The following is a 26,795-nucleotide window of genomic DNA, read 5'->3' as shown; positions in this document are numbered from 1 at the left end:
TCCGGATGTGCCGATGACCGCAGGTGTCCCGCTCGGGCCACCACGAATGGCGCCGACGGCCCGCCCCGCCCACCGCCCAGCGACGCGAGCACCTCAACAGGCTCATTCCCGGCATCTCCGCCGACAGCCACCAGACCTACGGCTACCGCCGCGTGCACGCCGCACCGCCCCGAACCGGGCAGCACCCCTCGGCGGAACCGGTCCGGGCACTGACGCGCGAGCCGGAACCGACCCCGGCCCAGGCGCGGGCGCTCCGGCCGGCCACCACCCAGCAGGGCGACTTCCGCGGCATCCCCGATCTGGTCCGCCGGGACTTCACCGCGCCCCGGCCCGGGACCAAACCGGTGAGCGACATCACCCATATCCGCACCCGGGAAGGGTTCATCCACCCGGCCACCGTCATCGACCGCCACAGCAAGGCCGTCATCGGCTGGGCGATGGCCGACCACTACCGCACCGAACGGGTCAAAGACGCCCCGCGCATGACGATCGACACCGGCCTGGCCGAGCCGGACGCCATCTTCCCCACCGATCACGGCTCGAACCACACCAGCGACGCCTCCGGCCGATTCTGCGCCAACCGGCGGATCCACCGCCCGGCCGGCCGCACCGGCGTCCGCCACGACAACGCGATGGCCGAATCGTTCTTCACCGCGATCAAAACCGAGTGCCCGGACCGGTTCGTCCTCACCACCCGGGCCAAGGCCAGGCAGCAGGTCATCCGCTCCATCGAGGGCTTCCACAACCGGCGGCGCCCGCACCCGGCGCTCGGCTACCGCATACCCCTTGCGGCACTCACCGAGCATTCCTCACACCCACGAGCCACACAGGTTCAGCCCACAAGCCGACTGCCCGGAAAATCCTGGGCATCCCACTTTCGATCTTTCCGGCCTCCGTGTCCGATCCACCCGGCCTCTCTCGTAGAGGACCTCCTGAGCGAGCGTGCCCGTACCATCGGCGGTCTCCCTCGGTGCGGGTAGATGAGCGTGGCCTGAGTGGTCAATCGGCTCATACGGTTCATCAGTTCCCGCAGCGTCGCACCCGACTGGGAGGCGAACCGTTGTCCGTGTGACGCGAATCATGGAAGGGACTCCGGTCAGGGCCCCTTCTTGAGCTTCCTGGGCCCACGACCGGGCGAAGGTCGACCGGCGGTTCCCTTCCGTCGCGAGGAAGACGAATGCCTCGTCACCGTCTCCGACGTACTTGTCCACGTGGGTGTGAAGCTTCGCTCGGGCAGGGCCACCGTACGGCCCGGCAGCGGACCTGGGCGGCCCGAGGGTCACCGATGCGTCTTTGGGCTCGGTGTCAGGTCGAGGCGCTTCTCTAGACGACTGTGGCCGTGACCGGCCACGCCCCACGGCCCAACAGGTCGAGAACGAGTGCCGCGATGTTCCACGCGTCGTCCTCGCCACGGTGATGGCGTCCTTCGAGCGGCAGCCCGGCGATCTGTAGAGCGTGGTCCATGCCGGGTTTCTTGCGCAGCCCGTACGCCGCGGCGAATACGGCCTTGGCGTTGGTGTGGGTGCGTTCCGTTGGATAGCCGAACGGGTAGGCCACCCCGTCGGCCTGACTCTGCCGAGCAAATTGCCGACGGTCGTACTCGCCCCAGCTCGCCCAGGGACGCCTCCCGGCCTCGTACTCCTCGACGAGGATCCGGCATGCCTCGGCGAAGGTGACGCCCCGTTCCACCTCGGCCTGCGTCAGGCCGGTCAGTTCGGTGCAGAAGTCACTCACCGCCGACCGGACAGGACGTACCAAGACACGATGCCGGGACACGCGGCGCCGTACCGACAGGTCCACGACGGTGAGACCAATCTCGATGATCTCGTTCACAGAACCGGGCGGCGGTTGTCCGTCCCAGCAGGTGGCTTCCACATCGATGACGTTCAACAGGACGGATTCGCGGCGCATGGGGCCGAAGTTAGGGGTGCGTGCCCGGTTCTGGCACCTCAATTTCCACATGCCCGCACCGTCACCGCCAACGCGACCTCTTCGAACCGGACCTCCAAAGCCTTGGACTACGCGGTGGAACTGGGAGACCAGCGCGTCGTCTCTTACCCTTGATGACTCAGCTGTCATTCGCCGCGCCGCATAGCCTCCGCATACCGATCCACGGTGCCCTTGTCTAGACGGCGGTTCCTTCCGTTACGGCGGAGTAGTTCCCGGGCGCGCCCTGGGTCAATGTTTTCGATGGAAATGATCATCCACCCCTCCTCCAGAGAGGGGATGCACACGACCTCTTGGTCATACACGGCATTTCAAAAAATCCCCCACACCTCCACCAATGAGATGAAATACCTTATTTGCAAAATAAGTTTCTTTTATCCATAAAATAAAACTTTCACACCTCGCAAGGCTTGAACACTTCGTCCCACTTAGAGATCAACTATGTTTGGTGACTTACTGGAAGAAATCCGTTGATCGCGTCCTACGCCGGGGCATCTGTCCAGCCTCGCAAGCTTGATCGCGTGCCAGATCCGCGCCAGGACAGGTAGGAAACCTCGGTCGCTCAAGGGAACTCACAGAGAACCCTTCCCTACCTGCCTGCACCCCTGTTTTCCCAGCTCAATCCCTCAAGGTCACAGCCGACTCCCAAGCTGACAGCGCGGGTCCGAGATCCTGTTACCCGCCCTAACGTCAAAGGCCCAGCTCAAGAATGTGATCTAGAGCTGGGCCTTCCTCGTTCCTCTGGTGCTGACAACTTCGGGGCAAACCTGTCGCGGTCGAAGACCGCTACCGTGGAAGGAGCAGCGGAAGCCTACGGACTGTGCCTCGATGTGGCTGCCTGCAACTTATGCGGTCACGAGCTGTCGGTGATGCACCGTTAGAGGCTCGATTTCAGTGGTGTCGTCGTCGACGATGAGCTCGACGCGGAACCGAACCCCCATTGCCGCACCGAGACGCAGCAGTGTCGCTATATCCGGAATGCCGCCTCCTCCCTCGATGCGAGACAGGGCGGGTTGGGACATCCCGGAGCGTTCCGCTACGACCTTCTGAGACAGACCTCGGCGCTTACGGATTTCGCGCAGCTGGTCTCCGAGTTCCAGGTCGCGGCCTGCCTGCTCGTATTCGGGGTGGGGCTGCGCATCCGCTTCCATCGCACGCAGACGCTTCGCCTTGTAAGTTTCCCAACGGCTGTGACCCATCATGCGCTCCTCTCGAACACGTGCGTGGTGGTCAGGTCGTGCTCTGCCTCACACCGCTTCTTAGCAGCGATCGCTCGGGCGATGTCGGCGGTCTGCGTCCCATCCTGTGTCTTGCGGAAGACCGTCAGGACCACGATCACCTCGTTGGCCGGCTTCCAGAAGGTCAACCGCCAGGTCGTACGGTCGAGAGAAACACGCAGCTCGTGCACACCTTCGGCATCCTTCAGCTTCTTCACGTGATCCCCATCAGGGATGCCACCAGTGACGAGGTAGTCGTCTACATTCCGCATAACCCTCTGGTAGAGCGGAAAGGAAAGTCCGTCCAGCCAAGACTCCGCCTCCGGCTCCAGGTCGATCTCCCACTGAGGCATACCATCAATAGTATATACACTCGATGGTAACTCGTGGCGAGGATGAGCACCAGCCCCGTCCGCTCCTCGATCTTGGTTACTCAGTCAAATGCGTGCCAGAACAGGCGGGGAGCCCCGATCGCTCGCGGAGACTCACGGGGAAGCACACCCCATCTACCTGCGCCCCCGTTTCCCCAGCTCAGCCCACCGACACCAGCAGTCGACTCCCAAGCCGACAGCGCCGGTTCGATTCCCGTCGTCCGCTCCGCTTACGAATGCCCAGGTCATGGACGGTTTCCGGATCTGGCCTTGATTGTTTTCTGGGTTGATTCTCAGCGTCGTGTCAGAACAGGTGATCTTGCTCCTCGGTCGCTGGGTACGGGCGCACCCGCCGAGCCATCGCCTGCCACAAGTGGCCAGGAGCGCCAAGGCGCGGCATCGCATCCGTCGGCGCGAAGTCCATCGGCACCGTGAGGACCGGGCGCTCCACGCCCGCCTTCTTGATCAGCTCACCGGCAACGGCGGTGCTGAGGATGCCGCGCAGGAGGTGATGCGCCGAGACCGTGCTCGGTCAGGCCCGTGTGCCGGATGCGGACCTGACGGGATGCGATCTCTGTGATTACCCAGCCGCCGAAGATCGGGTTGATGCGCCCTTTTGCCGGAATGGCAAGGAACTTGGGCCCTGACCTCCCTCGACCCTGTAGTCGGGGCGACCGACGAGCCCTGGTCGAGGAGGGACGATGACGGCGAAGCACCGGATCCTGGAAGCGGGCGCGGAGCGGATTCACGTCGTAGAACAGGGCAGCGGCCCGCTGGTTCTGCTCGTCCATGGTTTCCCCGAGTCGTGGTATTCCTGGCGGCGGCAACTTCCCGCGCTGGCGGCAGCCGGTTACCGGGCCGTCGCGCTCGACGTACGGGGCTACGGGCGTTCGTCCAAGCCGCAGGACCCCGCCGCGTACCGGATGCTCGACTTGATCAGTGACAACGTGTCGGTGGTCCGGGCGCTCGACGAAAGCTCCGCTGTGATCATCGGCCACGACTGGGGGGCGACGATCGCAGCGCAGTCCGCACTCGTTGAGCCCGAGGTGTTTCGTGCGGTCGGATTGTTGAGCGTCCCTTACACCCCGCCCGGCGGGCCTCGGCCAAGCGAAGTGTTCGCGGGAATGGGCGGCGAGCAAGAGTTCTATGTCTCCTACTTCCAGCACCCCGGACGAGCCGAGGCCGAGATCGAGCCCGACGTGCGCGGCTGGCTCGCTGGGTTCTACAGCGCCCTGTCGGCGGACACGATGACTACGGCGGGCTCCTCAGACCCACACTTCGTCGCCCAGGGCGGCACACTGCGCGAGCGTTTCCCCACCGGCGCGCTGCCTTCCTGGCTGACGCAGGACGACCTCGACTTCTATGCCGCCGAGTTCGAGCGCACGGGCTTCACCGGTGCCCTCAACCGCTACCGCAACATGGACCGTGACTGGGAGGACCTGGCCACGTACGCGGGTTCCCCGATCAAGCAGCCGTCCCTCTTCCTGGGCGGCACCCGTGACGCCTCCACCATGTGGCTCTCCGACGCCATAGACGCCTATCCGCAGACGCTCCCCAACCTCACCGGCAGTCACCTCCTGGACTGCGGCCACTGGATCCAGCAGGAACGCCCCGACGACGTCAACCGCCTGCTCGTGGAGTTCCTCGACAGCCTCTGACCGGGACTTCCAAGCCGTCGGGCCGAGCCATCCCGAGTCGTCGTAGAGATCATTTGGGGGCCTTCCGATCAGAAGGGGGCGTGCCAGAGCAGGTAGGGAGCCACGGGAACTCGACCGGCCCCGGCCTTCACCCCTGTTTTCCCAGCTCATCCCCTCAAGGCCGGCAGCCGGTTCCCGTCACCCGCTCCAAACACGAAGACCAAGGTTCGGGGCTGAGTCCCTGAGCCGGTCGTGATCGTCACCTGAGACGTTCCTCACTCAAATGAACGGTGGACCATCGCCGTCGTCTCTCCGAGGAGCGTCAGCCGGGATCTTCCCACCAGCCTCCAAACGTGCCCCTCGGTCACGACATGGACCTCAGGGGCGGGTGCTGCATCGTTATCCCCGGCGGCTGAAGCAGGGGCAGGGGTTCGGGGCCAGGATCCTCGGCGAGGACGACACCGGCGGCCGCGTGGTCGAAGCCGACGGGCCAGCGAGTGCGCTCGCTGGCCACCGCACCGGTCAGACGTGCCTGGAGAAGGTCGGCCGTGCTCAGGTCGGCTCCACGCAGGTCGGCTAGGCGCAGGTCGGCGCGGCGGAAGACAGCGCCGCCCGCGTCGGCCTTGCGCAGGTTCACCTCGCGCAGATCGGCCTCGGTGAAGTCCGCGTCGCGCAGGTCGGTTTCGACCAGCCGTGCGCCTCGCAGGTCGGCCAGGGCGAAGCGGGCACGGCGCAGGATCGCGGTCTTAAGGTCGGCGTGCCGCAGGTTGACCGAGACGAGGGAGGCCTGCGTCAGGTTGGCGTGGTACAGACCCGCCGCCTCCATACAGGAGCGATCCAGGTTGACCCCGGGCAGCCAGAGCCCGTCGCAGTCGGCCCGGCGCAAGTCGGTGATGCTGAGGTTGACCCAGGGCTGCTCTCGATGCCGGCACAGCACGCCGAGGCCGGTCAGCGCCACCTGGGCGTCGGCCACCCGGACCTCCAGCGGCACGACGTCGTTGATGGGCGTGTCCGCCGTCGGTGCTTCCGGCCCGGTGGGCGGCCATGGCAGGTGCGTACGCAGGTAGGCGGCTTTGATGGAGATGACGGCCTCACGGTCGCGAGCGGAGTGTTCTGCGATCCGCCACAGCGCGTGCAGTCCGCCGATGCGCGTCTCCAGTTTGTCACTGCCGAGCTGGTCGACGGCCCGGCTGAACCTGTCGGTGACGTAGCCCTCCTGGGTGGCGCGCAAGCCGTCCTGGCTGACGCGCAGTTGCCTCCAGGTGGCGTACGCGCCGAACAGCAGGACCATGCCGCCGACGGCCTGCACGAGTGTCGTACGGACGTCGTTCACGGCTTTCAGCCGGTCCTGCGCGGCGACACTTGCCCCGGCGAGGTCGTGGGCGACCAACTCACCCGGCAGGACGACGAGCACCGTACCCAGAACCGCCAGCCCCGTGGCCCCCAGCAGGAGGGCTGTGATCACACGGCGCCTGACCAGGCGGTCGCGCCACGGTCGGCGGCCGCGGTCCGGCCTTCCCATCTCCATGGCATGAGAGCCTAGGCGTCGCCCAAAAGACGATCAAGGTGCACGGTTCGGAGCAGAGGTGCTCCACTCGTCCGGGTTTGAATGGGCCTCGGCTTTCGTCGGCGTCGAAGGCTGCTCGGCGTTGAGATTTCGTGCCAGAGCAGGCGGGGAACTCCGGTCGCTCAGGTCGCGCCCACGGACATGGCGCATGAGTTTCCCCAGATGGATGGTGTGGCGCCGTGAATGAGGGCGGCCATCGCATGATCCTTCGTGATCGCGACATCAAGATCGAAGGCCGTACCGAACGGTGTGGAACCCGCGGGCCGGCCGGCTCAGCAGCTTCGAGACGGAGATCCGGATCCGTTGCGATCCATGGGGAAGGCCCTCGCCGAGGCCGACAGTCTGTGCGGCGCCGGATACGGCGAGCGGACCGACGAGCGCACCAACCGCCGCAGCGGCTACCGCACCCGCGCCGGAACCGTGGCAGTCGCGCTATCGCAGGCGGCTTGATTCAGAGGTGTCCGGCTGAGTGGATCAGCGTATGACGGGGTTGCCGGTTGTGGTCGCGTAACGGCGCAGGCGGGCCGGAGGGCTCGCGGACCCCGCGGTTCAGGCGGTGGGGGCGGTCGAGCGTCGGGCTGAAGCCAGACGCGGCAGAACCTGCCGATGTCGAGGACCAGCGTGGCAAGGTGAACGGAGAAGTGAGCGCCCGGCCCGCGTCGCGCGGTTCGCCCTCGGCGGCACCGGCCATGCCGGTCGCCGCGAGCAGCGGCCGCCTGGACAGAAATTTGCCCTGACCTGGTCTTACTTGGGGATTTGTCGCGATTTGCTATGTATGCTGGCGATTTAATCTTGGAGAGGTGTGCCAGGAACGACGTCGGCTGCAGGTTTCGGGGGATCAGCATGGCCGCACGCACCGAGCGGGTCTTTGAGCGGTTCTACGAGGGACAGTCGACAGAGGGGAGTGTTCGGCCTGCCATCTTGAAGTCGTGGCGCAGGTGTCAGGAGCTCGGGCTCGTCCCGGAGCGGCTCGAATTCGCCGATCCGGTCGATGTCGACGTGGACTGCACCCTCGCCCGGGTGGCCAGGCCGGTGTTCGAGCGGTTCCGGGTCGCGATCGCGGACACGGGTACGGCTCTGCTCCTCACCGACGAACGGGCCAGAATGCTGCAGCGCTATGAGAGTGATCTGCAGCTGAAAAGAGCGCTCGACCCCAGGTGCCATTTCCCGGGCGTGGAGTACTCCGAAGCACTTCTCGGGACCAACGCCGCGGGCACTCCCCTGCGTGAGAAACGCTTGGTGCAGGTGGTGGGCTTCGAACATCTGGCCGGATGCATGCAGCCGTTCACCGCCACCGGTGTCCCGATCCTCGACCCGCTCACGGGGCACGCGCGCGGTGTGGTGACGATCTCGTGCCTGAACAAATACGCGCATCCGACGATGGGCGTGTTCGCCCGTCAGGTGGCCGAGGCCATCGAACAACGGCTCCTGGAGCAGAGCACCGCACAGGAACGCGCCCTGCTCGACGCGTACCTGCGAACCGCGGACCTGCCCGACCTCCTGCCCGCTCAGGAGGCCGACTCGCTGCTCCGCGATCTCCCCCTCGGCGATCGTCTCGCGCTGGAGGAGAAGGCCGCCGAGCTGATCGCGTACGGGCAACGGGCGGCCGTCGAGGTCTCCCTGTCCCACGGCCGTAACGCCACACTGCGCGCCCTGCCTGGGCCGGAACCCGCCGGTATGGTCGGCGTCGTGGCGCAGGTCCGGATCCAGGGCGGCCGGTGGCAGTCCCTCGCCGACGACCCCGTCACGTCGACATACGATCGGCTGGGCCGTTCGACGGCCCCGTCGGTGACCGTCGCACACCACCAGAACACCGCGAACGTGGATCTTGTCGTCAACGGTAGCGCCGCAGGCGGTGGTGATCCTGTGAGGATCGCGCCCGGCGCGGACCACCTTCCGGTGATGGGCGACGTGGAGCTCGGCATGGGCGAGAAGGACGAGACACGGCCGCCGTCCGGCTCCCCGGGGGAGGCGCTCACCCCCATCGCCCCGTGGCTGCTCCTCTTCGGCGAACCGGAGGTCGGCAGACTCGCCACCGCGGCGCGCAAGCGCCTGAGGTTGCTGTGCGAGGCCGCCATGAACATCGGTCAGACCCTCGACGTGGTGCGGACGGCCGAGGAACTCACCGGGGTGACCGTCTCACGGTTCGCCGACCTGGTGACCGTCGATCTCAGCGAGGGCGTCGCGCGCGGTGAGGAGCCCGCGGCGCTCACCGGCGGCCTGCGCCGGGTCGCCGTCCGGAGCGCCCAGGAGAACGTGAGCCCGGTCGCCGCAGGCGAGCCGGTGCGCTACCTCCCTTCCTCCCAGCAGGCGCGCTGTTTGGCGAGTGGGGAGACGGTGCTCTGGCCGGATCCGGGCGGCGCCCGGCCGGTGCGGGTGACCGGAGAACCGGCCTCCTCGGTCATCGCGGTGCCGTTGCTGGCCCAGGACAGGGTGCTGGGGGTGGTGACGTTCACGCGGCGGCAGGCGTCCGATCCGTTCGAGGCCGACGATGTCTCCCTGGCCGAGGCCCTGGTCAGCCGTACGGCGGTGTGCATCGACAACGCCCGCCGCTACACCCACGAGCGCGCCATCTCCCTGGAACTGGAACGTGCCACCGCGTCGCTGCAACGGTCGCTCGAACTCCAGCGGCGGTTCACCACCGATGCCTCCCATGAACTGCGCACCCCGCTTGCCGGACTGCGTGCGCAGTTGGAGGAGGCACAGTTGCATCCCGACCAGACCCACCTGGGCGAGCTGATCGACCATGCGCTGCGCGATGTGAACCGGCTCCAGGCCATCATCGACGACCTGATGCTGCTGGCCCGGCTCGGCGCCGACCCGCCTACCGCCTTCAAGCGCGTCGACCTGGCCGAACTCGTCGAAGCAGAAATCCGCAGCCGTACCGGCGACCGCCACGAGGTACGCCTGGACGCGCACCCCGGTGTGATGGTCGATGTCGTCCCCCCGCAGATCTGTCGGATTCTGCGCAACCTGCTCGACAACGCCCAGCGTCACGCCGCGCACAGCATCGTGGTGCGGGTACGCCACACCATCGGTAAGGCGGAGCTCAGCGTCACCGACGATGGTCCGGGAGTCCCCGAAACCGAGTATGACCACATCTTCCAGAGCTTCACCCGCCTGGACACCGCCCGCAGCCGTGATCACGGCGGCACCGGACTGGGACTGGCCATCGCCCGCGGCATCGCCCACGCCCACCACGGCACCCTCGACGTCCAGAACGCGCCCTCTCACGGGGCACGCTTCGTCCTTCATCTGCCACTCATCAGCCCGTCCCCCGCGGAGCAGGGAGCATGACGGCCGTCCTCTTTCACGGCGCCGCGCCGTCCAGCTGGGGAAACTCCATGGCCACGGCCTGGTCCCCGGACGGAACGGGCGCCCTTGGGCTCCGCCCCCACGGTCGCCCGCGACGCACGCCAGAGCAGGCAGGGACAGGTCTCAGACACTGACCTGGATCACGGTCCCGACATCGCCGGGCCTCCTTTCTCGTGATCACTCACAACGTGCGACTTCATGTCGCCGGCGGTCAGGGCTGGTTGTCCTGCGCGTTGAGGTGGGCCTGCGGGTCCTCGGCGTCGAAGGGATCGTCGGCCATGAGGTCGGCGGCGCGTCCGTCGAGTTCGGTCTGCGCCTGGTGGGAGCGGGGGATCATGGTCTTCTCGTACGCGCGCAGGGCGTCGTCGATGACGGGGTTGTGAGCGAGGGCGAGGGCGAGTTCGAGGGCGTCGAGCATGGCGAGGTTGACGCCGAGTCCGAGCGGGGGCATGAGGTGGGCGGCGTCGCCCAGCAGGGTGATGGTGGGGCTGGGCTCCCAGATGTGCGGAACGGGCAGGGCGTTGATGGGGCGCTGGAGGTAGCGGCCGTCGTTGTCGGTGATGACGCGGCGCAGGCCGGGCGCCCAGTCGCGGTAGGCGTCCAGGAGGAAGGCGCGGATGCCTTCGGTGTCGTCGTGGGTGAGACCGGCCTGGGCGAGCCAGTCGAGGGCGAGACGCTGGATGAGGTAGACGCGGATGTGGCCGCCGCCGTTGTGCTGGGCGAACATGCCGCGCGCGCCGTCGCCGGCGATGGCGCTGCCGTTGCCGACGAACTCGGCGATGTCGGGGTGCCGGGTGTCGGCGTCGTGGAACCAGGCCTCGACGAAGGTGATGCCGGTGTACTGCGGGAGGGCGGCCGAGATCGCGGCTCGGACCGGGGACCAGGCGCCGTCGGCGCCGATGACGAGGTCGGCTTCGGTGGTGGTGCCGTCAGTGAAGCGCAGCAGGCGCGGGCCGTCGGAGGGGCCTTCGACGGCCCGTAGGGCGTGGCCCCACCGGACGGTGCCGGGGGTGAGGGAGTCCAGCAGCATGTCGCGCAGCACGCCGCGCTCGATCTCAGGGCGGTGGGCCTCGTCTTCGTCGGGGACGTGATGGAAGCCGAGCTCTCCCGAGGTCGCGTCGTACTGGCGCATCTCCTGCCCTTCGGGGCGGCTGAGGGCGAAGAAACTCTCCAGCAGGCCGGCCTCCTTGAGGGCGAGCTGGCCACTGTCGGCGTGCAGGTCCAGGCTGCCGCCCTGGTCGCGGACTTCTGCGGCGGCGTCGGCTTCGTGGACGGTCACGGCGATGCCGTGCTTTTGCAGGATGGTCGCGCAGGTCAGGCCGCCGGGGCCGGCGCCGATGACGGCGATGCGGGGTGTGTTCATGGTGGTGCTCCGTTTCGTGGTCCGGCCTGGCGGCCGGTGGTGACGGGAGAAGAGGGGTTCAGGCCCGTACGGGGGCGTGCCTTGCCGAGCGGCGCTTCGACGGTGAACGGCGCGGCCACCACGGCGACGACGCGCAGGACGGCGCCGGTGGAGATCGGCACGGCGAGCACCGGGGCGGGCTCGGGACGGTTTTGGGCATGGCGGATCACTTCCTGTTCCCAGGGGCTTCGGTGGAGAGGCAAGGGCCGCCGACCGCTGCACCGAGAGAACCACACCAGATTCAAAAGTGCAACAAGTCAACTTTTTGACCTGAGCAATAAATGGTGTAGGTTGCTTTCATGCTTGATGACAGCCCTGCTCCCATCGGGCGCCGCGAGCGCAAGAAGGCCGCCACCCGCCAGGCCATCGCCGACGCCGCCCTGCGGCTGTTCCTGGAGCGCGGCTACGACGACGTGGGCATCCGCGAGATCGCCGACGCCGCCGACGTGTCCACGACCACGCTGTTCAAGCACTTCCCCGTCAAAGAGGCCCTCGTCTTCGACGAGGCCGAGGACGTCGAGAAGAGCCTGCTGTCGGCCGTACGCGACCGCCCTTCCGGCCAGTCGATCCCGACCGCGCTACGCGAACACGCCCTGCGCTTCCGGCGGGCCGGCGCCAACAGCACCCCCGAGTTTCGGGCCTTCCTCGACCTGGTCAACAGCACCCCGGCACTGGGCGACTACCATCGGGCCCTCTGGCTGCGCCACACCACCTCCCTCGCCCAGGCCATCGCCGAGGCCGGCGGCCTGCCCGCCGACGACCCCGCCTGCACCGCCCTGGCCCACTTCGCCCTCGAAGCGCCCAGTTCCGTGCGCGACCACCACGACGCCGACGAAGCCATCACCAGCGCCTTCGACCTCCTCGACCGCGGCTGGCAGAACATCGCCCCCCAGCCGTAGCCGACGGGCCCGCCCCTCCACCCCGAGACGGCCGGACGAGCCGGCCGCCGTCCAGGAGACGCCGAGCAGGCAGGACCGGATCCACCACCGGGCGCTCCAGCCGACTCCCAGCGGTCTGCGGCACCGTACGCCGTCGTGGTGGAAGCCCACAGGCGGGGCATCGGCCGGCGTGGGGTAGCCGTCGGCGGCCTGGATCCGGGCGCGCGCCTCGCCGCAGGCGGGCAGGTCCTGAGAGGTCCTGCGGCGGGATTCTCCTCCCGGTCAGGGGAGGGCGCGGCCGGTCGCGGCGGCGGCGTAGCGCCGGGCGAGGTGCTCGAAGGCGTCCCTGAGCTCGGGCGGGCCGACCACCTCGAAGTCGACGTCGAACCTGCCGATGGCGGCGGCCAGGGCGACCCAGGACCACGAGCCCAGGACGAGGCGGCAGCGGTTCGGGCTGAGTTCCTCGACGAGTCCGTCGTGGGTGTACTGGGACACGACGGCGGCGGGCAGGTCGAGGATCACCTCGCCGTGGCAGGACCAGTCTCCGCCGGAGCCCCGGAACCTGCCGTTCACGAAGGCGGCCACGTCGCCTCCGGGCAGCTCGCGCGGGGTGAAGCGGGGTCCCGTCGGGGCGCGGGGGGTGATCCGGTCGGCACGGAAGGTGCGCCAGTCCTCACGGTCGAGGTCCCAGGCGACGAGGTACCAGTGCCCGCCCCGGCTGACGAGGTGATGCGGCTGCACCCGGCGCGGCGGGGACCACTCGCCGCCGTCGTCTCCTCTGTGCGGCGAGTAGTCGAAGCGCAGCACCTGGCAGGCGTGCACCGCGGCGCTGAGCGCCATGATCACACCGCTGTCGGTCGGCGAGTCCGTCCGGCTGCCCGGCCGCTCGACGGTGGTGATCCGAAGGGTGTCGATCCGGTGGCGCAGCCGAGCGGGCATGACCTGTCGTACGGTGTTCAGCGCCCGTACCGCGGCCTCCTCGATGCCGGCCCCCGACATGGCGGCGGTCTGGAGCGCGACGGCCAGGGCGACGGCCTGCTCGTCGTCGAACAACAGCGGGGGCAGGTCCGTACCCGCCTCAAGCCGGTAGCCGCCGTCGGGACCCTTGGTCGCCACGATGGGGTAGCCGAGCTCGCGCAGGCGGTCGACGTCCCGGCGCACGGTACGCGCACTGATGTCCAGCCTTTCGGCCAGCAGTGCCCCCGGCCAGTCCCTGCGTGCCTGGAGCAGCGAGAGCAACGCCAGCAGTCGCGCGGAGGTCTTCGGCATGGCCCCATACTGCCCTGAGAAGCGGCCACAACCTGTCCTCTTCATCTGTGACTGTTGTCTCGCGCCGGACAACGGCGGCCAGAGACGACAGTCAATGATCAGGAGCCGATATGACCGTCAAGTCCGTGACTCATCTGAACTTCCGTGGCGACGCCCGCGCGGCGCTGGAGTTCTACCAGTCCGTTTTCGACGGTGACCTCGCCGTCGTCACCTACAAGGACGCCGGGAGCGTGCAGGACCCCGCGGAGGCCGACCAGGTGATGTGGGGTCAGGTGCTCGCCGACAACGGCTTCCACGTGATGGCCTACGACGTGCCCTCGCGGATGCCGTGGAACCAGGGCGAGAACTCCTTCTTCCTCTCCCTGCGTGGCGAGAGCGCGCAGGAGATCACCGCGTACTGGGACAAGCTCTCCGAGGGCGCCACCGTCGTGCAGCCGTTGGGGCCCGCGCAGTGGGCCCCGCTCTACGGCATGCTCAGGGACCGCTTCGGCGTCGTCTGGGTCGTGGACGTCGTGAGCGAGTACAACGGCTGAACGTCACACGCGGTGCGGGAGCGCGCCTCCCGCACCACGCCCCCGGGGCCACCGAAGAAACCGAAGGAGACAGCCGGAATGAGAACGCGTCCGCTGGGGCGGACCGGAATGCGGGTCAGCCCCTACTGCCCGGGCACCATGATGTTCGGCCGGGTCGGCAATCCTGACCACGACGAAAACGTCATCGACACCGCCGACGTGTACTCCTACAGCGAGACCGAGGACATCGTCGAGGCCCAGATCCGATGACCGTTCTCGACATCAGGGCGCTCAACCGCGCGACGCTCGCCCGGCAGCTGCTGCTCGGTCACGCCGGCATGCCGGTCCTCGACGCCGTCACGCATCTGTGTGGCCTGCAGGCGCAGGAGCCGCAGGAACCGTTCGTGGGGCTCTGGTCACGGGTGCGTGGGTTCGACCCAGCGGTTCTGTCGGACCTGCTGATCCGGCGGAGTGTGGTGCGTACGCACCTGATGCGCCGCACCGTCCACCTCCTGGCCGCCGAGGACGTCCTGGCCTGGCGGGCGCGCCACGACGACATGCTGCGCCGGCGCGTACTCGGGACCTACCGTCGTGAGCTCGCCGGGGTGGACCTCGACGAACTCGCGGAGGTGGGCCGGGCGGTGACGGCCGACGGCGAGCCCCGCTCGATGGCCGAGCTGGCGCGGACACTGGCCGGGCGCTGGCCGGAGCCGGGGCCGCGGGCGCTGGGCGAGATGCTGGTCGCCGCCCTGGTCCCGATGGCGCAGATGCCGCCGCGTGGCCTGTGGCGCAGAAAGGCGGGGGTGCGCAACGTTCCGCTCTCGGCCTGGCTGGGCCGCGAGGTCGACCCCCTCTCCCCGGACGGCCCCGACCTGGCCGGCCAGGCACTGGTACGGCGCTACCTGGCCGCGTTCGGCCCCGCGGCCACCGCCGACCTGCGCGCCTGGTGCGGCCTGGCCGGGCTGCCCGCGGCGGTCTCCGCGATCCGGGACGAGCTGGTCGGCTTCCGCGACGAGCGGGGCCGGCACCTGCTGGATCTCCCCGACGCGCCCCGCCCCGATCCCGGCGTCCCCGCCCCGGTACGGTTCCTGCCGGCCTTCGACAACGCCGTCCTCGGCTACCACGACCGCACCCGCGTCATCGACGACGCCCACCGCGGCCTGTCGGTCACCGGCGCCCGCTTCGTGCTGGTCGACGGCCGGGTCGCCGCGACCTGGAACGTCGAGGGCGGCGCCGTACTGGTCAGCCCACTGCGCCGCCTCTCACGAGCCGAGCGCGACAGCGTGGCCGAGCAGGGGCAGGCGCTGGCGTCGTTCCTGTCCGACGGAGACAGCAGGCGCGTGGAGTTCGCCGCCGTTCCCTGAGATCGAACCACTGTGAGGTTCCGCGAACGCGTTGGCCCGCGGAGCGCGAGACGTCCACTTGGTGATGAGGACGTCTCCTGTGACGGCCCCGGCCCTGACCGGTCTTCGGTTCCCGGTCGTCGTGCTCGATGCGCCTGCGGATCGTGGCCAGGGTGACCAGGTCGACCGGCGGAGTGTCTTCGGGCAGGTTCGGCAACCGGTACGCGGCCGGCTCGGAGGCGTTTCGGGGCCACTCGGCTGAGCGGCGCTACTGACCGCCCTCTTCCTTGTCGGCCGCGGACATGGCGAGCATGTCGTCGACGCACCTGCGCATCAGTTGCTCGAACTGGACGAGGTCCTGGTCACTCCATTCGGCGAAGGCGGAGCCGACGAGCCTCTGCCTGGCCGCCTCAAGCGCGTCCGTGACACGACGGCCCGCACTGGTGATCACGGCTTCCCTGACCCGTCGGTCCGCCGGGTTCGGACGCCGCTCGATCAAGCCGAGCTCGGCGAGTTTGGCCACCTGCCGGCTGACGGTGGTGTGGTCGCGTCCTGCCCGTTCGGCGAGTTCGACCACGCCGATCGGCCCGAACCGCCGGATCCCGACGATCAGTTTGAACAACGAGCGGTCGAGATCGATGCCTGCCTCGGCCATGAGGGCCTCGTCGCGTTGCGGCAGGTTCATGAGCGCGACCAGGTCGACGAGCGATTCGTGCAGGCGCCGGAACGCGATGTGCCGGCGGTGTTGGGAAGCCATGCTCGCCACCGATGCCTTACGTGCCCTTGCGGACGGACGGGGAGATGCCAAGGCGAGGATACCGGCAGCCTCCGGTAGGCCGACGGTGCCCGGCGGGGACGCGGATGCGGGTGGCGAGGCGCGGCGGGGACTGTGCCGTTCCCGCGACGGGCGATCGGTCACCTCATGACCGGCGTGGGAACGGATGGCCACCTCCGGTTAGATGCGCTCATTACACACATAATTCTCCACCGGTGCTACCACAACACTTGGATCGGGATTTCTTCCATGCGCCAAGGTTACGAAAGGCCAGCTCAGACCGCTTTTACCGATGGCCGGAACACTGCCGGGACGATGCGTCGGCCACAAGGGAGGGCTTGACGACCGCTCTGGTTGCCGAACATACTCCGTGCTAAATACACATAAATCTGGATCGGACGGGATGGCTGCCCGGCCGACCGTCACCGACGGAGAGGTGAACCGTGACACGCGACGAAGACCTTGATGTGATCATCTGTGGTTCCGGCGCGGCGGGATTGACCCTCGCCATCGATCTCGCCCGCAGGAACATCGCGTTCCGGTTGATCGACAAGGCGCCGCACCCGTTCATCGGCTCACGCGGCAAGGGCATCCAGCCGCGCACCGAGGAGGTGTTCGAGGACCTCGGCGTGATCGACCGGATCGTCGCCTCGGGGGGTGAGTATCCTCCCCTGCGCACCTACACCCACGACGGGCCGGTCGACAAACACGCCGGGATCCTGCCTGAGCCGACGCCTGCCGAGCCGTACCAGATCCCGCTGCTCGTTCCGCAGTTCCTCACCGAGCGCCGGCTGCGGGAGCGGCTGACCGAACTCGGTCACGCCCCGGAGTACGGCTGCGAGCTCGTTGGCTTCGACCAGGACGCCGACGGCGTGACCGCGCGGATCGCCGCCCCCGACGGGGAGCGGACCGTGCGGGCCGCCTACCTGGTCGGCGCCGACGGCGGATCGAGCTTCGTCCGCAAGTCCCTGGGCATCGAGTTCCGCGGGAAGTCCCTCAACGTGCGGGCGCTCGTGGCCGACGTGCGGGTCGACGGCGCCTCGTCGCGCGTCTGGCACCGCTGGGGCGAGGAGAAGCCCGAGCGGAGCGTCTCGCTGTGCCCGCTCCACGGCACCGACATGTTCCAGTACATGGCCCCGGTCCCCCTCGACGTGGAGGTCGACCTCTCGGCCGAGGGGCTCACCGCCCTGCTCCACGAGCGCGGCGGCCAAGACGACGTCGTGATCCGCGAGGTGTCCTGGGCATCGGTGTTCACGATGCAGGCCCGGCTGGCCGACGCCTACCGGCGTGGGCGCGTGCTCCTGACCGGGGACGCCGCGCACTGCCATCCGCCGACCGGCGGGCAGGGCCTGAACACGAGTGTCCAGGACGCCTACAACCTTGGCTGGAAGCTCGCCGCCGTGCTCGACGGCGCGCCGGAGTCGCTGCTGGCGACCTACGAGGAGGAGCGCCGACCGGTCGCCGAGGCGGTCCTCGGCCTGTCCGAGAGGCTGCTCGAAGCGGCCAAGAACCGCGACATGCGCCGGGGCCGCGAGGTGACCCAGCTCGATGTCGGCTACCCGGGCTCGTCCCTGTCGCTGACCGGTCTGGAGCCCTACAAGGGCGTGGCGTCCGGCGACCGCGCGCCCGACGCTCCCGTCACCGGCGCGGGCGGGCTCGCCACACGGCTGTTCAGCCTGTTCCAGGGACCACACTGGACCCTGCTCGGCTACGAACCCGGCGACGCCCCGGTCCCGGAACCGCGCGAAGGCCTGCGCATCCACGTCGTCGGCGGCGACATCCGCGACACCGGAGGCCACGTCCGGAGCGCGTACGGGCTGTCGCCCGAGCAGTGGGCGCTCATCCGGCCGGACGGATACGTCGCGGCCGTGGTCGGCACCGCCGAACTCGGCGCCGTCGAGGCCTACCTCGACGGCGTCGGCGTCCGTCCCGTGCGGTGACGCGTCTCCGGTCGTCCCTGCGCGGGCGGGGGTGGTCCGGCCCCTTTCTCTACGCCTCGAATCGACCGGGGCTTCGCCGGTGGATCAGCACCAGTCTCCCGGCCTGGCCCAGGTGAGGAAGCCCTCCTGGGCCCCGGCGGGTGACGCCGGGGGCTCGGTGACGGTGTATCCGCCCCGGTAGAACAACAGGGGCCGCTCGCCCGGACCGGCGCCCAGGTCGTGCACCCGGCCCACGGCGATGTAGTGGTCGCCCGCCTCGTACACGGCCTCCAGCGAGCAGTCCACCCAGGCCAGCGCCCCTTCCAGCAGTGGCGAGCCGCTGGGCGAGCGCCGCCAGGGGGTGCTGGAGAAGCGGTCCGCACCGCCCCGTCCGAACAGCGTGCTGGTCTCGCGCTGGTCGTGGGCCAGCACGCTGACGGCGAAGCGGCCTGACCGTTCGACGTCCGTCCAGGTTCCTGACGACCTGGCCGGGCAGAACAGCACGAGCGGCGGGTCGAGCGAGAGCGCGGCGAAGGACTGGCAGGCGAAGCCCACCGGCCGCTCGTCCCGCATGGTCGCGACGACCGTCACGCCCGTGCAGAAGTGGCCCAGGACCTGCCGGAAGAGCGAGGGGTTCACAACATGCCCACCGTGACGTCCTCGCCGAACTCCCCGTCGCCGAAGAGCTTGAGCGCCGCCTCCGGGTCGTTGGCGACGTGTACCCGTGCCGCGTGCGCGTCGCGCCAGAACCGCTGGATCGGGGTGCCCTCGGCGAGCGCTCCCGCCCCGGAGTTCTCGAAGAGCTGGTCCACGGCCGCGATGCACCGTTCGGAGGCCCGCACCTGGTCGCGGCGCAGCCGCAGCCGCAGAGCGGTGGGAATCGGCTCGCCGCGCCGCGCGGTGTCGTAGACCTCGGTGATGTTGCGGGTGAGCTGCAGCCATGCGGCGTCCACCTCGCTGGCCGCGCGGGCGACGCGGACCTTCGCGAACGGGTCGTCCTTCACCTTCTCCCCCACGAACACCCGCACGCGCTGCCGCTGGTGCGCCACGTGCGCCTCGTAGGCGCCGGTGGCCATGCCGACCAGCGGGGTGGCGATCGTGGTGGTCATCAGCGAGTAGAGCGGGATGCGGTACAGCGGGCTCGGGTTCACCTCCTGCCCCGGACAGACGCAGCGGAAGGAGTCGGCGAAGCTGAGCACGCGGTGCGCGGGAACGAAGACGTCCTCGACCACCACGTCGTTGCTGCCCGTGCCGCGCAGGCCCACGGTGCGCCAGACGTCGCGGACGGTGTAGTCCTCGCGCGGCACCAGGAAGGCCACCCAGTCGGTGGGCCTGCCGTCCTCGCCCGTGATCAGGGCTCCGAGGATGGCGGCGGTGGCGTGGTCCACCCCCGAGGAGAAGTTCCACGTGCCCGAAAGGCGGTAGCCGCCGTCGACGACGGTGGCCCGGCCGACGGGCGCGTACGCGGAGGAGACCAGGGCGGCGGGGTCGCGCCCCCAGATCTCCTCCTGCGCCGCGGCCGGGAAGGTGGCGACGTGCCACGCGTGGGCGCCGAGCACCGAGGCGACCCAGCCGGTGGAGCCGCAGGCGCCGGCGATCATGCGCACCGCGGTGTAGAAGGTCACCGGATCGGCCTCGTGGCCGCCGAAGCGCACGGGCTGCAGTAGACGGAAGAAGCCCGCCTCGCGCAGCTCCTTGATCGATTCCGCGGGAACCACGCGGGCGTCCTCGGCCGCCTGCGCGCGTTCTCCGAGGACGGGCAACAGGTCGCGGATCGCGGTCAGCACGTGTTCGCTCATCTGGCTGGGCTCCTGTGTCGGAGGGACGGTGGCCAGAATCTTCCAGCCGACCGGACAGGGCCGCTAATACCGGTTCGCTCGTGGCATATGCCCAGAGTGCGATGGTCGGCCAGGGTATACCGGCGACTCGAAACGGTATTGGCGGCGAGAGAGGGCCACGCAGGACGCTGGGAGCCGTGAACACCCTGACCGCCCTTGACCACGACGTCACCGGCTCCGCCTGCCCGACGCTGCCTCCGCTCAGCGGCTGGTGCCTGTCTCCACCTCGCACGGCGGCTGGGCGGCGCCGGAACTCGCCGACCGGCTGGGGAGCGTCCGGGTGCCGCGGGTGGCGGTCGGCGGCCGGCAGGAGCCGCTCGGCCTGCCGGCGTCGGCCGTCCGCGCGGTGCTCCCGGTCGGTGGCCTGTTCGATCCGCGCCCGCTCGTCCGCACCCAACGACACCACTACGACGTCATCCTGGACCTCGCCGACGCGGATTCCACGTTCACCCGTGCCCTGCTGAACCTGTTCTGATCCCCGTCGGCCACCGGTTCCAGCGTGGAGGCGCGTTCGCGCAGGAAGCCGAGCAGCAGCCCGGCCGCCGGCGTCAACGACCTCTCCTGCGGGACGGTGACGCCCACCGCCCGCCGGATCCCCTCCAGCGGTACGGCGAGCGGCGCGAGGTCGCCGTCGGCGGCGGCGACCAGCTCCGGCAGTACGGCGATCATGTCGGTCTCCCGCACGAGAGTGCGCACGGTGAGGATCGAGGTGCACTCGACCACGTCCGCGGGCAGGTCGAGGTCCTCGGCGCCGAAGGCCCGCTCCACCTCCTGGCGCAGGGCGGTCTGCGCCAGCGGCAGGATCCACGGGTAGTCGAGCAGGTCCTTCAGGCCCAGTCCCGCCCGCCCGCGCACGGGGTGGTCACGGCGGGCGACCAGCCGCATCGCCTCGCTGTAGAGCCGGATCTGCCGCAGACCGCCCAGGCCGTCGAGCGGAGTGAGCCTGCCCACGATCAGATCGAGCTCTCCGGCGAGCAGCCGTAGCACCTGTTTGTCGAAGGTCGCCTCCGACACCACCACGGTGACTGCCGGATACGCCCGTTTGAGGTCGGCGATCGCCCGGGGCAGGAGCTGGCTGGAGCCGGCCAGCAAGGTGCCGACCCGGACGGTGCCCAGGCGCCCGTCGGCGAGGTCGGTGATCCGCTCCCCTGCCCGCCGCAGCTCGGCCAGCGCGGCCCGTGCGTGCTCCAGGAACGCCTCGCCGTAGAAGGTCGGGCGCACCCCGCGCGGCCCACGGACGAACAGCTCCACGTCCAGGATGCGTTCGAGCTCGCGCAGACAGCGGGTCACGGCGGGCTGGGCCAGGCGCAGGTGGTGGGCGGCCCGAACCACGCTGCCCTGCTCGGCGATGGCCACCACCACGATGAGGTGACGGAGCTTCAGCCGTCCGTTGAGTAGGTCGATCTCGGGCTCCTCACTGACTCGAAGATATGATCCAAAGGTGGATACATCTGACAGGTCGCGAGCGGGTGACGCGGTCGCCCTGGTGCACGAGGAGCTCCGGGAGCTGATCCTCAGCGGGCGCATCCTGCCCGGTCAGCGGCTCACCCAGCGCGAGCTCGGCGAGCGGCTCGGTGTGGGCCGTACCCCACTGCGCGAGGCGCTGCGGATGCTGGAGGCTGAGGGGTTCGTGCTCTCCCGGGCCAACCACGGCGTCACCGTCGCCGGACTCGATCTTGACGAGGCCGAGGAGCTCTACGCCGCGCTGCTCATGTTGCAGGCGCCGATGGTGCCCCGGGCGGCTCGGGAGATCTCGGAGGAGTCGCTGACCCGGATGGCTGAGTTGTCGGCGCTGATGCGCGACAGGCCGCAGGAGCCACGCGACTTCCACCGCGACCACGCCGCCTTCCACGCCCTGCACGAGGCGACCTTCGGACCCACTCTGTCCAAGATCGCCCATGACCTGTATCTGCGGCTGTCGCGGCTGCAGCGCTTCTATTACCGCAGCCGCCGCATTCCGGCCTTCGCCGTCGAGCTCGACCGGGCCTTCCTGGAGGCGATGCGGCGCCGGGACGGCGCGCGGGCGCGGCGGGTGCAGGAGTTGCACGTCCTCAGCTCCGCGATCGGGCTGATCACCGACGCCGACCCCTGGCACCGCTTCGGGCCGCTGGTCGACGCCGCGGCGGGGCTGGGGATCACCGTGCCCCTCTCGGCGAACGGCACGCTCGCACCGCCGGTCGAGGTCACCTGGGCCGTGGATCTGCCGGGTTACGAGCCGGTGACCACGGACTACGTCGTGGACGTGACATCTGCCCATGTCCACTCCCACCAGGGCCGAAGATTGGATCCACTTTAGGATACCTCTGCCGCCATCCTGCGCCGCCCGCCTGACGTTGTCCAATACGCTTTCCGTCGCGAGCCATAACCAGGACGAGATACCTCCGAATCGGCATACCTGACCGCCTAAGCGGCATTGGCGCACCTCACTCCCCCGCGGCCACCATCGGACCGTCACCCGACCCGTTCGAGCCGCGGAGCCGTACACGATGAACCGCACACTGATCACCGGCGGACATGTGATCACCATGGACGACGCCCTGGGCGACCTGCCCGGCGGAGCCGTCCTGGTCGAGGGCGACCGGATCGCCGCGGTCGGCCGCACGGCCGAGGAGTTCGCCCACGTCGACGCCGAGCGCATCGACGCCGCGGGCGGCTTCGTCCTGCCCGGCATGATCGACAGCCACCGGCACACCTGGATGGCGCTGCTGCGCGGCCACTCAGCCGACCAGTCGCTCCTGGAGTTCCTCGCCTCCACCTTCTACGGCATCGGCTCGCTCGTCACCGCCGCCGACCTCGGCGCCGCCGCGCAGGTGGGCGCCCTGGAGGCACTCGACGCCGGTGTCACAACCATCCTCGACTGCTGCGACTGCGTGAACAGCCCCGAGCACGCCGACGCGGCCGTGGAGTCGCTGAAGGCGTCCGGGATCCGGTTCGTCTACGCGTACGGCATGCAGGCCTTCGACTTCCAGCCTCCCGTCTTCGCCGGCCACGCCGACCGGCTGCGCGACGCCCGCCGCCTGCGCGCGGAGCACTTCGCCACCGACGGCCTGGGACGGATGGGCCTGCTTTACAGCGACTTCGGCATCCTGCCCTTCGAGCAGACCGCCGAGGAGATCCGCACCGCCCGCGACCTGGACGTCCTCGGCGCCTCCCACACCGGCGCCGCCACCGGTTCCATCCTGCTGCGTGGCCTGCGCGAACTGCACGACCACGACCTGCTGCTCCCCGGCCACCTGCACATCCACTGCCCGGCCCTGACCGATCAGGAATGGAGGCTCCTCGCCGAGACCGGGGGCAAGGTCACCATCGCCCCCGAGACCGAAATGCAGATGGGCATGGGCCACCCGCCTTTCCGCGCCGCCCTCGATCACGGCCTCGCCCCCGCGATCAGCACCGACATCGTCTGCGTCGGCTCGGGCGACCTGTTCTCCCAGATGCGACTCGGCCTGCAGTTCCAGCGCTGCCTCGACCACGACGCCGTGCACCGCACCGGCACCATGCCCGTCCGCGTCGGTCTCGGCGTGCGCGACGCGCTCGACTGGGCCACCCGCAACGGCGCGGACGCCCTCGGCATCGGCGCGCTCACCGGCTCCCTCACACCCGGCAAGCAGGCCGACCTCATCGTCGTGGCCCCTCGCATGGACCTCGTCCGCTCCAGCCACCCGATCGGCTCCGTCGTGCTCCAGTCCACCGCCGCGGACGTCTCCACCGTGCTCGTCGCCGGTCGAACCCGCAAACTGCACGGCAGGCTCACCGGAGTCGACCTCGCCGCCGTACGCCGCCGTGCCAACGCCGCGCTGGACCGGCTGCAGCAGGCCGCGCTGACGCTCCCCTCACTGGCTCCGGAGGCTGTCCACGGGTGGTTCACCCAGGCCGAGCGGATGGCCTCGGCGAACTTCGCCCGCGCCTACGCTCAGCGGGCCCAGCGACTGTCCGGCAGGTCTTGAGAGGTACCTGAGATTCGTTCGCCCGCGAGGCCACAGGCGACCACCGGCGGGTCCTTGCCCGGTCTCTCGCACGATGCGCACCGGTACGGAACTCCGGACCGAAGCCGCGTCTGGTCTCTCCCTCAGGTCAGGCCTCCACCGCCCGGGTGGCTGACAGGAGAAGCCAGAGGTCCGGCCGATCGGGCAGATGCCTTCCAGCTCGTGCCAACCGGGTGGGAATGGCACCACCGCCAGAACCGACGCCCGGCCCTCATCGGCGACCTCCGCGAAGTCCTCGCCCGAGAATTCCACGAACGCCAGCCGGAGCTGCCGGACCGACGCAGCGGATTTCAGGAAGACCGCCGGGGTCGCTTCGCTGAGAACATCACCAGCCCTGTTCCTGACACGAGAAATCCACACGACAGTACGAGTAATGCCAGGTCCTGCCACGAGCCCGGCTCCATCGCGTCCGAACCCAGCGTCGAGGTGAACCCGAAGGCCGCTATCAGCAGAATTCCCCATCCATAACGTCGAGGCGCATAACGGGCGGCGCGGAAGAAAGGCAAGCGCGGCAACCGGTTGGTCACCAGCGCGTAGACGCCGATCCCGGCGATCAGGCATGCCGCTCCCAGCGTGACTACCTGCACCGCTCCGAGATCCACCTGGGTCAACTCCTTTGCCTTAAAGGAAATATCCACCATTCTAGAAACAGGTTGCCGAATTGTCCCTGTGAAAATCACAGCGACGGCGCACCGCACCGCCGTACCTAACGCACTCGCCGACCCTGTGACACACCACCGAGAACCGTATGCTGCCCGGATGGACGCGATCACAATGCTCGGTTGGCTTCTGGAGCGCGATGTGAACGCCCTGATCAGAGTGGACGCCGAGCGCGAAGGTGTTCGCCCTTGGACCTTTCATGCAAGTGGCGGACCTCAAGACGACCGATGGGCCGTGCGAGCCGATGCCCACTCGGCGGAAGAATGTCTCCAGCGGGCTCGTAAGGCGCTCAGGGCTCATGGACTGGATCTGCCCGAATAAGGCCGGTTGAGGTGAAGCACCTCCTCACGATCGCCTGGCGGTGGCTGATCTCCATACAGGGCCAGGGGAGCTTCATACCTCGACCCCAGACCACCGGGCATCGCACAAGCGGCCAGACGACAACCGGCGGCAGTGGATAAGGACATCACCTCACGAACTGCCAGTCCTCATCCGCGTAGCTCCACCTCTCGATCACCCATGGGGCCGATGGCGACGACCTTCGAGCCGCGTACCCATAGGGCAGGCCGGCGGTCTCCTCGATGCTGGGGTCACTCTCCACCAGATGACGAACATGGCTGATGACCGAGGCCTCGGGGTCGCTCGCATCGGTTGCGTCGTCCCCGATCAGCCAACCACCGTCATGGATCACAATGAGCGCCGGAAACTCCCCGCTGATGACCGTGCGCTGCACGACAGCCCCAAGCTCGGACGGAAACCTTCCATCGCTGAAGGGGAACGTCATCCGCCTGATGATCTCGCCCATGACCGACAGCATCTCAGTCATGCCCGTCAGGAGGGTGATCAAGGGGGATCACGGCCGCTCATCTCGCTCCCGCAGCTCAGCGCCCAGCCGCGACAGGGACCTCCCGAGCTGACAGCGCGGGTTCGATTCTCGTTGCCCGCTCTGGAGGGGAAGGCCCAGGTCATGGGCATGGACATCGGCCTGTTCGGCCTTATGGTTGGCGGCATGGGTCGAAGCGGTCCTGCGGGGCCGGAAACGCGTTGCGGGGGCGGGCTGAGGCGCGGGAGGCTGCCGACGTGAAGATGCACGCCGATCAGCTGACGGTGTCACCGGAGACAGCGCGCACGTTGGTGGATGAGCAGTTCCCTGAGTGGCGGGGCCTTCCTGTCACGGGCGTCACCCACCATGGGACGGTCAACGCCATCTTCCGCATCGGCGACCGCTTCGCAGCCCGGTTCCCGCTGCAGCCCGGAGAGGTCGACTCGACGCGGCGCCTGCTGGAGGCCGAGGCGGAGGCGGCCCGCGAGCTGGCGGGTCGCACGCGGTTTCCCACGCCCGAGCCGGTGGCGCTCGGCGAACCCGGTGCGGGATACCCGCTTCCATGGTCGGTGCAGACATGGCTGCCCGGCGTCGTGGCCACCGAGGAGGACCCGGGCGAATCAGTCGCGTTCGCCCACGACCTGGCTGACCTCATCAATGACCTGCGCGCGATCGACACGCGTGGCCGTACGTTCTCCGGCAAAGGCCGGGGAGGCGACCTCCGGTCCCACGACGCGTGGATGGAGACCTGTTTCAGGAACAGTGAACAGCTCCTGGACGTTCGCCGGCTTCGCCGGATGTGGGAGAACCTTCGGAGCCTCCCCCGCGAAGCGGGCGACGTGATGAACCACAGTGATCTCATCCCCGGCAACGTGCTTGTGTCCGCCGGCCGACTGGCCGGGATTCTCGACGTCGGCGGCTTCGGACCGGCCGACCCCGCTCTGGATCTCGTGAGCGCCTGGCATCTGCTTGAGGCCGGACCGCGCCAGGCGCTCCGCCTGGACCTCAGGTGTGACGACCTCGAATGGGAGCGAGGCAGAGCGTGGGCCTTCGCGCAGGCGATGGGACTTGTCTGGTACTACCTGGAAACCAACCCGGTCATGAGCCGGATGGGCCGACGCACCCTGGAACGCGTCCTGGCAGACACCCCCTCGCGGCACCGATGAGGAGCACCGCCGTGCCGGACGCGTGCCGGGCCGAACGGTGACCGTGCGAACACGCTGCCGGGCATCGCCCAGGAAGGGCACCTGAGCGGCGTGGCCGTCAACGTTCACGGCCGCTGAGACCCGCCCCCTCGCCCGGCCGAGGGCCGTCCGCCGTTGTGACCGGCCGCAAT

General features: G+C 69.0%; 25 protein-coding genes and 1 pseudogene. 13 read left to right on the top strand and 13 right to left on the bottom strand.

The window, feature by feature from the left end; genetic code table 11:
* Nucleotides 1-23 precede the first annotated feature (23 nt).
* Complete coding sequence (locus tag ABT340_RS31925; protein ID WP_352014588.1) at nt 24-980, top strand: IS3 family transposase; 957 nt, start codon at nt 24-26, stop codon at nt 978-980.
* A 343-nt stretch (nt 981-1,323) separates the two neighbouring features.
* On the opposite strand, the gene ABT340_RS31920 is transcribed toward ABT340_RS31925, so the two are convergent.
* The 3 genes from ABT340_RS31920 to ABT340_RS31910 all read right to left on the bottom strand — a co-directional run bounded on the left by ABT340_RS31920 (nt 1,324) and on the right by ABT340_RS31910 (nt 3,517).
* Entirely contained in the window at nt 1,324-1,911 is a 588-nt protein-coding gene (locus ABT340_RS31920) for a 3'-5' exonuclease (RefSeq protein ID WP_352014587.1), read from the bottom strand.
* 881 nt (nt 1,912-2,792) lie between these two features.
* Entirely contained in the window at nt 2,793-3,146 is a 354-nt protein-coding gene (locus ABT340_RS31915) for a helix-turn-helix domain-containing protein (RefSeq protein ID WP_352014586.1), read from the bottom strand.
* The gene (locus ABT340_RS31910; protein ID WP_352014585.1) at nt 3,146-3,517 is read right to left on the bottom strand and encodes a type II toxin-antitoxin system RelE/ParE family toxin; all 372 of its coding nucleotides are present in this window, start codon (nt 3,515-3,517) and stop codon (nt 3,146-3,148) included. Before ABT340_RS31910 ends, ABT340_RS31915 begins: the two co-directional genes overlap by 1 nt.
* A gap of 719 nt (nt 3,518-4,236) precedes the next feature.
* Between ABT340_RS31910 and ABT340_RS31905 the strand changes: the two genes are divergently transcribed.
* Nucleotides 4,237-5,193, top strand: coding sequence for an alpha/beta fold hydrolase (locus ABT340_RS31905; protein WP_352014584.1), 957 nt, complete (start codon nt 4,237-4,239; stop codon nt 5,191-5,193).
* Between the two features lie 343 nt (nt 5,194-5,536).
* Here the strand turns inward: ABT340_RS31905 and ABT340_RS31900 are convergent, their stop codons facing one another.
* A complete protein-coding gene (locus ABT340_RS31900) occupies nt 5,537-6,637 on the bottom strand; it encodes a pentapeptide repeat-containing protein (protein WP_352014583.1) in 1,101 nt (366 codons plus the stop codon).
* Between the two features lie 351 nt (nt 6,638-6,988).
* Between ABT340_RS31900 and ABT340_RS31895 the strand changes: the two are divergent.
* Both ABT340_RS31895 and ABT340_RS31890 read left to right on the top strand, forming a co-directional pair.
* Nucleotides 6,989-7,174 (top strand): annotated as a pseudogene (locus tag ABT340_RS31895) (IS256 family transposase); the annotation flags it as partial.
* A gap of 336 nt (nt 7,175-7,510) precedes the next feature.
* A complete protein-coding gene (locus tag ABT340_RS31890; RefSeq protein WP_502992555.1) occupies nt 7,511-10,036 on the top strand; it encodes a GAF domain-containing sensor histidine kinase in 2,526 nt (841 codons plus the stop codon).
* 229 nt (nt 10,037-10,265) lie between these two features.
* Here the strand turns inward: ABT340_RS31890 and ABT340_RS31885 are convergent, their stop codons facing one another.
* Both ABT340_RS31885 and ABT340_RS31880 read right to left on the bottom strand, forming a co-directional pair.
* Nucleotides 10,266-11,417 carry an FAD-dependent oxidoreductase gene (locus ABT340_RS31885; protein WP_352014581.1) on the bottom strand — a complete coding sequence of 384 codons (1,152 nt, stop codon included), beginning with the start codon at nt 11,415-11,417 and terminating at the stop codon, nt 10,266-10,268.
* A complete protein-coding gene (locus ABT340_RS31880; RefSeq protein ID WP_352014580.1) occupies nt 11,414-11,626 on the bottom strand; it encodes a hypothetical protein in 213 nt (70 codons plus the stop codon). The genes ABT340_RS31885 and ABT340_RS31880 overlap by 4 nt, the downstream gene beginning before the upstream one ends.
* A gap of 129 nt (nt 11,627-11,755) precedes the next feature.
* Here ABT340_RS31880 and ABT340_RS31875 point away from each other — a divergent pair, with 129 nt between their 5' ends.
* On the top strand, nt 11,756-12,355 hold the full coding sequence (locus tag ABT340_RS31875; RefSeq protein ID WP_352014579.1) for a TetR/AcrR family transcriptional regulator: 600 nt from the start codon (nt 11,756-11,758) through the stop codon (nt 12,353-12,355).
* 261 nt (nt 12,356-12,616) lie between these two features.
* Here the strand turns inward: ABT340_RS31875 and ABT340_RS31870 are convergent, their stop codons facing one another.
* Entirely contained in the window at nt 12,617-13,603 is a 987-nt protein-coding gene (locus tag ABT340_RS31870; RefSeq protein WP_352014578.1) for a helix-turn-helix transcriptional regulator, read from the bottom strand.
* Between the two features lie 110 nt (nt 13,604-13,713).
* Here ABT340_RS31870 and ABT340_RS31865 point away from each other — a divergent pair, with 110 nt between their 5' ends.
* The 3 genes from ABT340_RS31865 (at nt 13,714) to ABT340_RS31855 (ending at nt 15,479) form a co-directional block, all read left to right on the top strand.
* Nucleotides 13,714-14,136 carry a VOC family protein gene (locus ABT340_RS31865; protein ID WP_352014577.1) on the top strand — a complete coding sequence of 141 codons (423 nt, stop codon included), beginning with the start codon at nt 13,714-13,716 and terminating at the stop codon, nt 14,134-14,136.
* A 78-nt stretch (nt 14,137-14,214) separates the two neighbouring features.
* Nucleotides 14,215-14,385, top strand: a complete 171-nt coding sequence (locus ABT340_RS31860) for a hypothetical protein (RefSeq protein WP_352014576.1) — start codon at nt 14,215-14,217, stop codon at nt 14,383-14,385.
* A complete protein-coding gene (locus ABT340_RS31855) occupies nt 14,382-15,479 on the top strand; it encodes a winged helix DNA-binding domain-containing protein (RefSeq protein ID WP_352014575.1) in 1,098 nt (365 codons plus the stop codon). Before ABT340_RS31860 ends, ABT340_RS31855 begins: the two co-directional genes overlap by 4 nt.
* A gap of 247 nt (nt 15,480-15,726) precedes the next feature.
* Here ABT340_RS31855 and ABT340_RS31850 read toward each other — a convergent pair whose 3' ends face one another.
* Nucleotides 15,727-16,215 carry a MarR family winged helix-turn-helix transcriptional regulator gene (locus ABT340_RS31850; protein WP_352014574.1) on the bottom strand — a complete coding sequence of 163 codons (489 nt, stop codon included), beginning with the start codon at nt 16,213-16,215 and terminating at the stop codon, nt 15,727-15,729.
* Nucleotides 16,216-16,676: 461 nt separating this feature from the next.
* Here ABT340_RS31850 and ABT340_RS31845 point away from each other — a divergent pair, with 461 nt between their 5' ends.
* On the top strand, nt 16,677-18,173 hold the full coding sequence (locus ABT340_RS31845) for an FAD-dependent oxidoreductase (protein WP_352014573.1): 1,497 nt from the start codon (nt 16,677-16,679) through the stop codon (nt 18,171-18,173).
* 84 nt (nt 18,174-18,257) lie between these two features.
* Here the strand turns inward: ABT340_RS31845 and hsaB are convergent, their stop codons facing one another.
* Complete coding sequence (hsaB, locus tag ABT340_RS31840) at nt 18,258-18,791, bottom strand: 3-hydroxy-9,10-secoandrosta-1,3,5(10)-triene-9,17-dione monooxygenase reductase subunit (RefSeq protein WP_352014572.1); 534 nt, start codon at nt 18,789-18,791, stop codon at nt 18,258-18,260.
* A complete protein-coding gene (hsaA, locus tag ABT340_RS31835; protein WP_352014571.1) occupies nt 18,788-19,951 on the bottom strand; it encodes a 3-hydroxy-9,10-secoandrosta-1,3,5(10)-triene-9,17-dione monooxygenase oxygenase subunit in 1,164 nt (387 codons plus the stop codon). Before hsaA ends, hsaB begins: the two co-directional genes overlap by 4 nt.
* Before the next feature lie 250 nt (nt 19,952-20,201).
* On the opposite strand from hsaA, the gene ABT340_RS31830 reads away from it, so the two are divergent.
* Entirely contained in the window at nt 20,202-20,465 is a 264-nt protein-coding gene (locus tag ABT340_RS31830; protein WP_352014570.1) for a hypothetical protein, read from the top strand.
* Here the strand turns inward: ABT340_RS31830 and ABT340_RS31825 are convergent.
* Nucleotides 20,396-21,373 (bottom strand): LysR substrate-binding domain-containing protein, encoded by a 978-nt coding sequence (locus ABT340_RS31825; protein ID WP_352014746.1) that lies wholly within the window; start codon nt 21,371-21,373, stop codon nt 20,396-20,398. The genes ABT340_RS31830 and ABT340_RS31825 overlap by 70 nt on opposite strands.
* A gap of 58 nt (nt 21,374-21,431) precedes the next feature.
* Here ABT340_RS31825 and ABT340_RS31820 point away from each other — a divergent pair, with 58 nt between their 5' ends.
* Both ABT340_RS31820 and ABT340_RS31815 read left to right on the top strand, forming a co-directional pair.
* The gene (locus tag ABT340_RS31820; protein WP_352014569.1) at nt 21,432-22,286 is read left to right on the top strand and encodes a GntR family transcriptional regulator; all 855 of its coding nucleotides are present in this window, start codon (nt 21,432-21,434) and stop codon (nt 22,284-22,286) included.
* Nucleotides 22,287-22,476: 190 nt separating this feature from the next.
* Complete coding sequence (locus ABT340_RS31815; protein WP_352014568.1) at nt 22,477-23,937, top strand: amidohydrolase family protein; 1,461 nt, start codon at nt 22,477-22,479, stop codon at nt 23,935-23,937.
* Between the two features lie 329 nt (nt 23,938-24,266).
* On the opposite strand, the gene ABT340_RS31810 is transcribed toward ABT340_RS31815, so the two are convergent.
* Both ABT340_RS31810 and ABT340_RS31805 read right to left on the bottom strand, forming a co-directional pair.
* Nucleotides 24,267-24,578 (bottom strand): hypothetical protein, encoded by a 312-nt coding sequence (locus ABT340_RS31810; protein WP_352014567.1) that lies wholly within the window; start codon nt 24,576-24,578, stop codon nt 24,267-24,269.
* A gap of 524 nt (nt 24,579-25,102) precedes the next feature.
* Nucleotides 25,103-25,462, bottom strand: a complete 360-nt coding sequence (locus ABT340_RS31805; protein WP_352014566.1) for a hypothetical protein — start codon at nt 25,460-25,462, stop codon at nt 25,103-25,105.
* 308 nt (nt 25,463-25,770) lie between these two features.
* Between ABT340_RS31805 and ABT340_RS31800 the strand changes: the two genes are divergently transcribed.
* The gene (locus tag ABT340_RS31800; protein WP_352014565.1) at nt 25,771-26,625 is read left to right on the top strand and encodes an aminoglycoside phosphotransferase family protein; all 855 of its coding nucleotides are present in this window, start codon (nt 25,771-25,773) and stop codon (nt 26,623-26,625) included.
* Nucleotides 26,626-26,795: the final 170 nt, after the last annotated feature.

Source organism: Streptosporangium sp. NPDC000239, assembly GCF_040300765.1.
GTDB lineage: Bacteria > Actinomycetota > Actinomycetes > Streptosporangiales > Streptosporangiaceae > Streptosporangium.
This window is presented reverse-complemented; position numbering and strand designations above follow the sequence as displayed.

Bases quoted from the DNA above. Each gene is read 5' to 3' on its own strand.
- ABT340_RS31920 (WP_352014587.1), bottom strand. From the start codon at position 1,911: ATGCGCCGCGAATCCGTCCTGTTGAACGTCATCGATGTGGAAGCCACC.
- ABT340_RS31915 (WP_352014586.1), bottom strand. From the start codon at position 3,146: ATGGGTCACAGCCGTTGGGAAACTTACAAGGCGAAGCGTCTGCGTGCG.
- ABT340_RS31910 (WP_352014585.1), bottom strand. From the start codon at position 3,517: ATGCCTCAGTGGGAGATCGACCTGGAGCCGGAGGCGGAGTCTTGGCTG.
- ABT340_RS31905 (WP_352014584.1), top strand. From the start codon at position 4,237: ATGACGGCGAAGCACCGGATCCTGGAAGCGGGCGCGGAGCGGATTCAC.
- ABT340_RS31890 (WP_502992555.1), top strand. From the start codon at position 7,511: ATGTATGCTGGCGATTTAATCTTGGAGAGGTGTGCCAGGAACGACGTC.
- ABT340_RS31885 (WP_352014581.1), bottom strand. From the start codon at position 11,417: ATGAACACACCCCGCATCGCCGTCATCGGCGCCGGCCCCGGCGGCCTG.
- ABT340_RS31875 (WP_352014579.1), top strand. From the start codon at position 11,756: ATGCTTGATGACAGCCCTGCTCCCATCGGGCGCCGCGAGCGCAAGAAG.
- ABT340_RS31870 (WP_352014578.1), bottom strand. From the start codon at position 13,603: ATGCCGAAGACCTCCGCGCGACTGCTGGCGTTGCTCTCGCTGCTCCAG.
- ABT340_RS31865 (WP_352014577.1), top strand. From the start codon at position 13,714: ATGACCGTCAAGTCCGTGACTCATCTGAACTTCCGTGGCGACGCCCGC.
- ABT340_RS31860 (WP_352014576.1), top strand. From the start codon at position 14,215: ATGAGAACGCGTCCGCTGGGGCGGACCGGAATGCGGGTCAGCCCCTAC.
- ABT340_RS31855 (WP_352014575.1), top strand. From the start codon at position 14,382: ATGACCGTTCTCGACATCAGGGCGCTCAACCGCGCGACGCTCGCCCGG.
- ABT340_RS31850 (WP_352014574.1), bottom strand. From the start codon at position 16,215: ATGGCTTCCCAACACCGCCGGCACATCGCGTTCCGGCGCCTGCACGAA.
- hsaA (WP_352014571.1), bottom strand. From the start codon at position 19,951: ATGAGCGAACACGTGCTGACCGCGATCCGCGACCTGTTGCCCGTCCTC.
- ABT340_RS31815 (WP_352014568.1), top strand. From the start codon at position 22,477: ATGAACCGCACACTGATCACCGGCGGACATGTGATCACCATGGACGAC.
- ABT340_RS31805 (WP_352014566.1), bottom strand. From the start codon at position 25,462: ATGACTGAGATGCTGTCGGTCATGGGCGAGATCATCAGGCGGATGACG.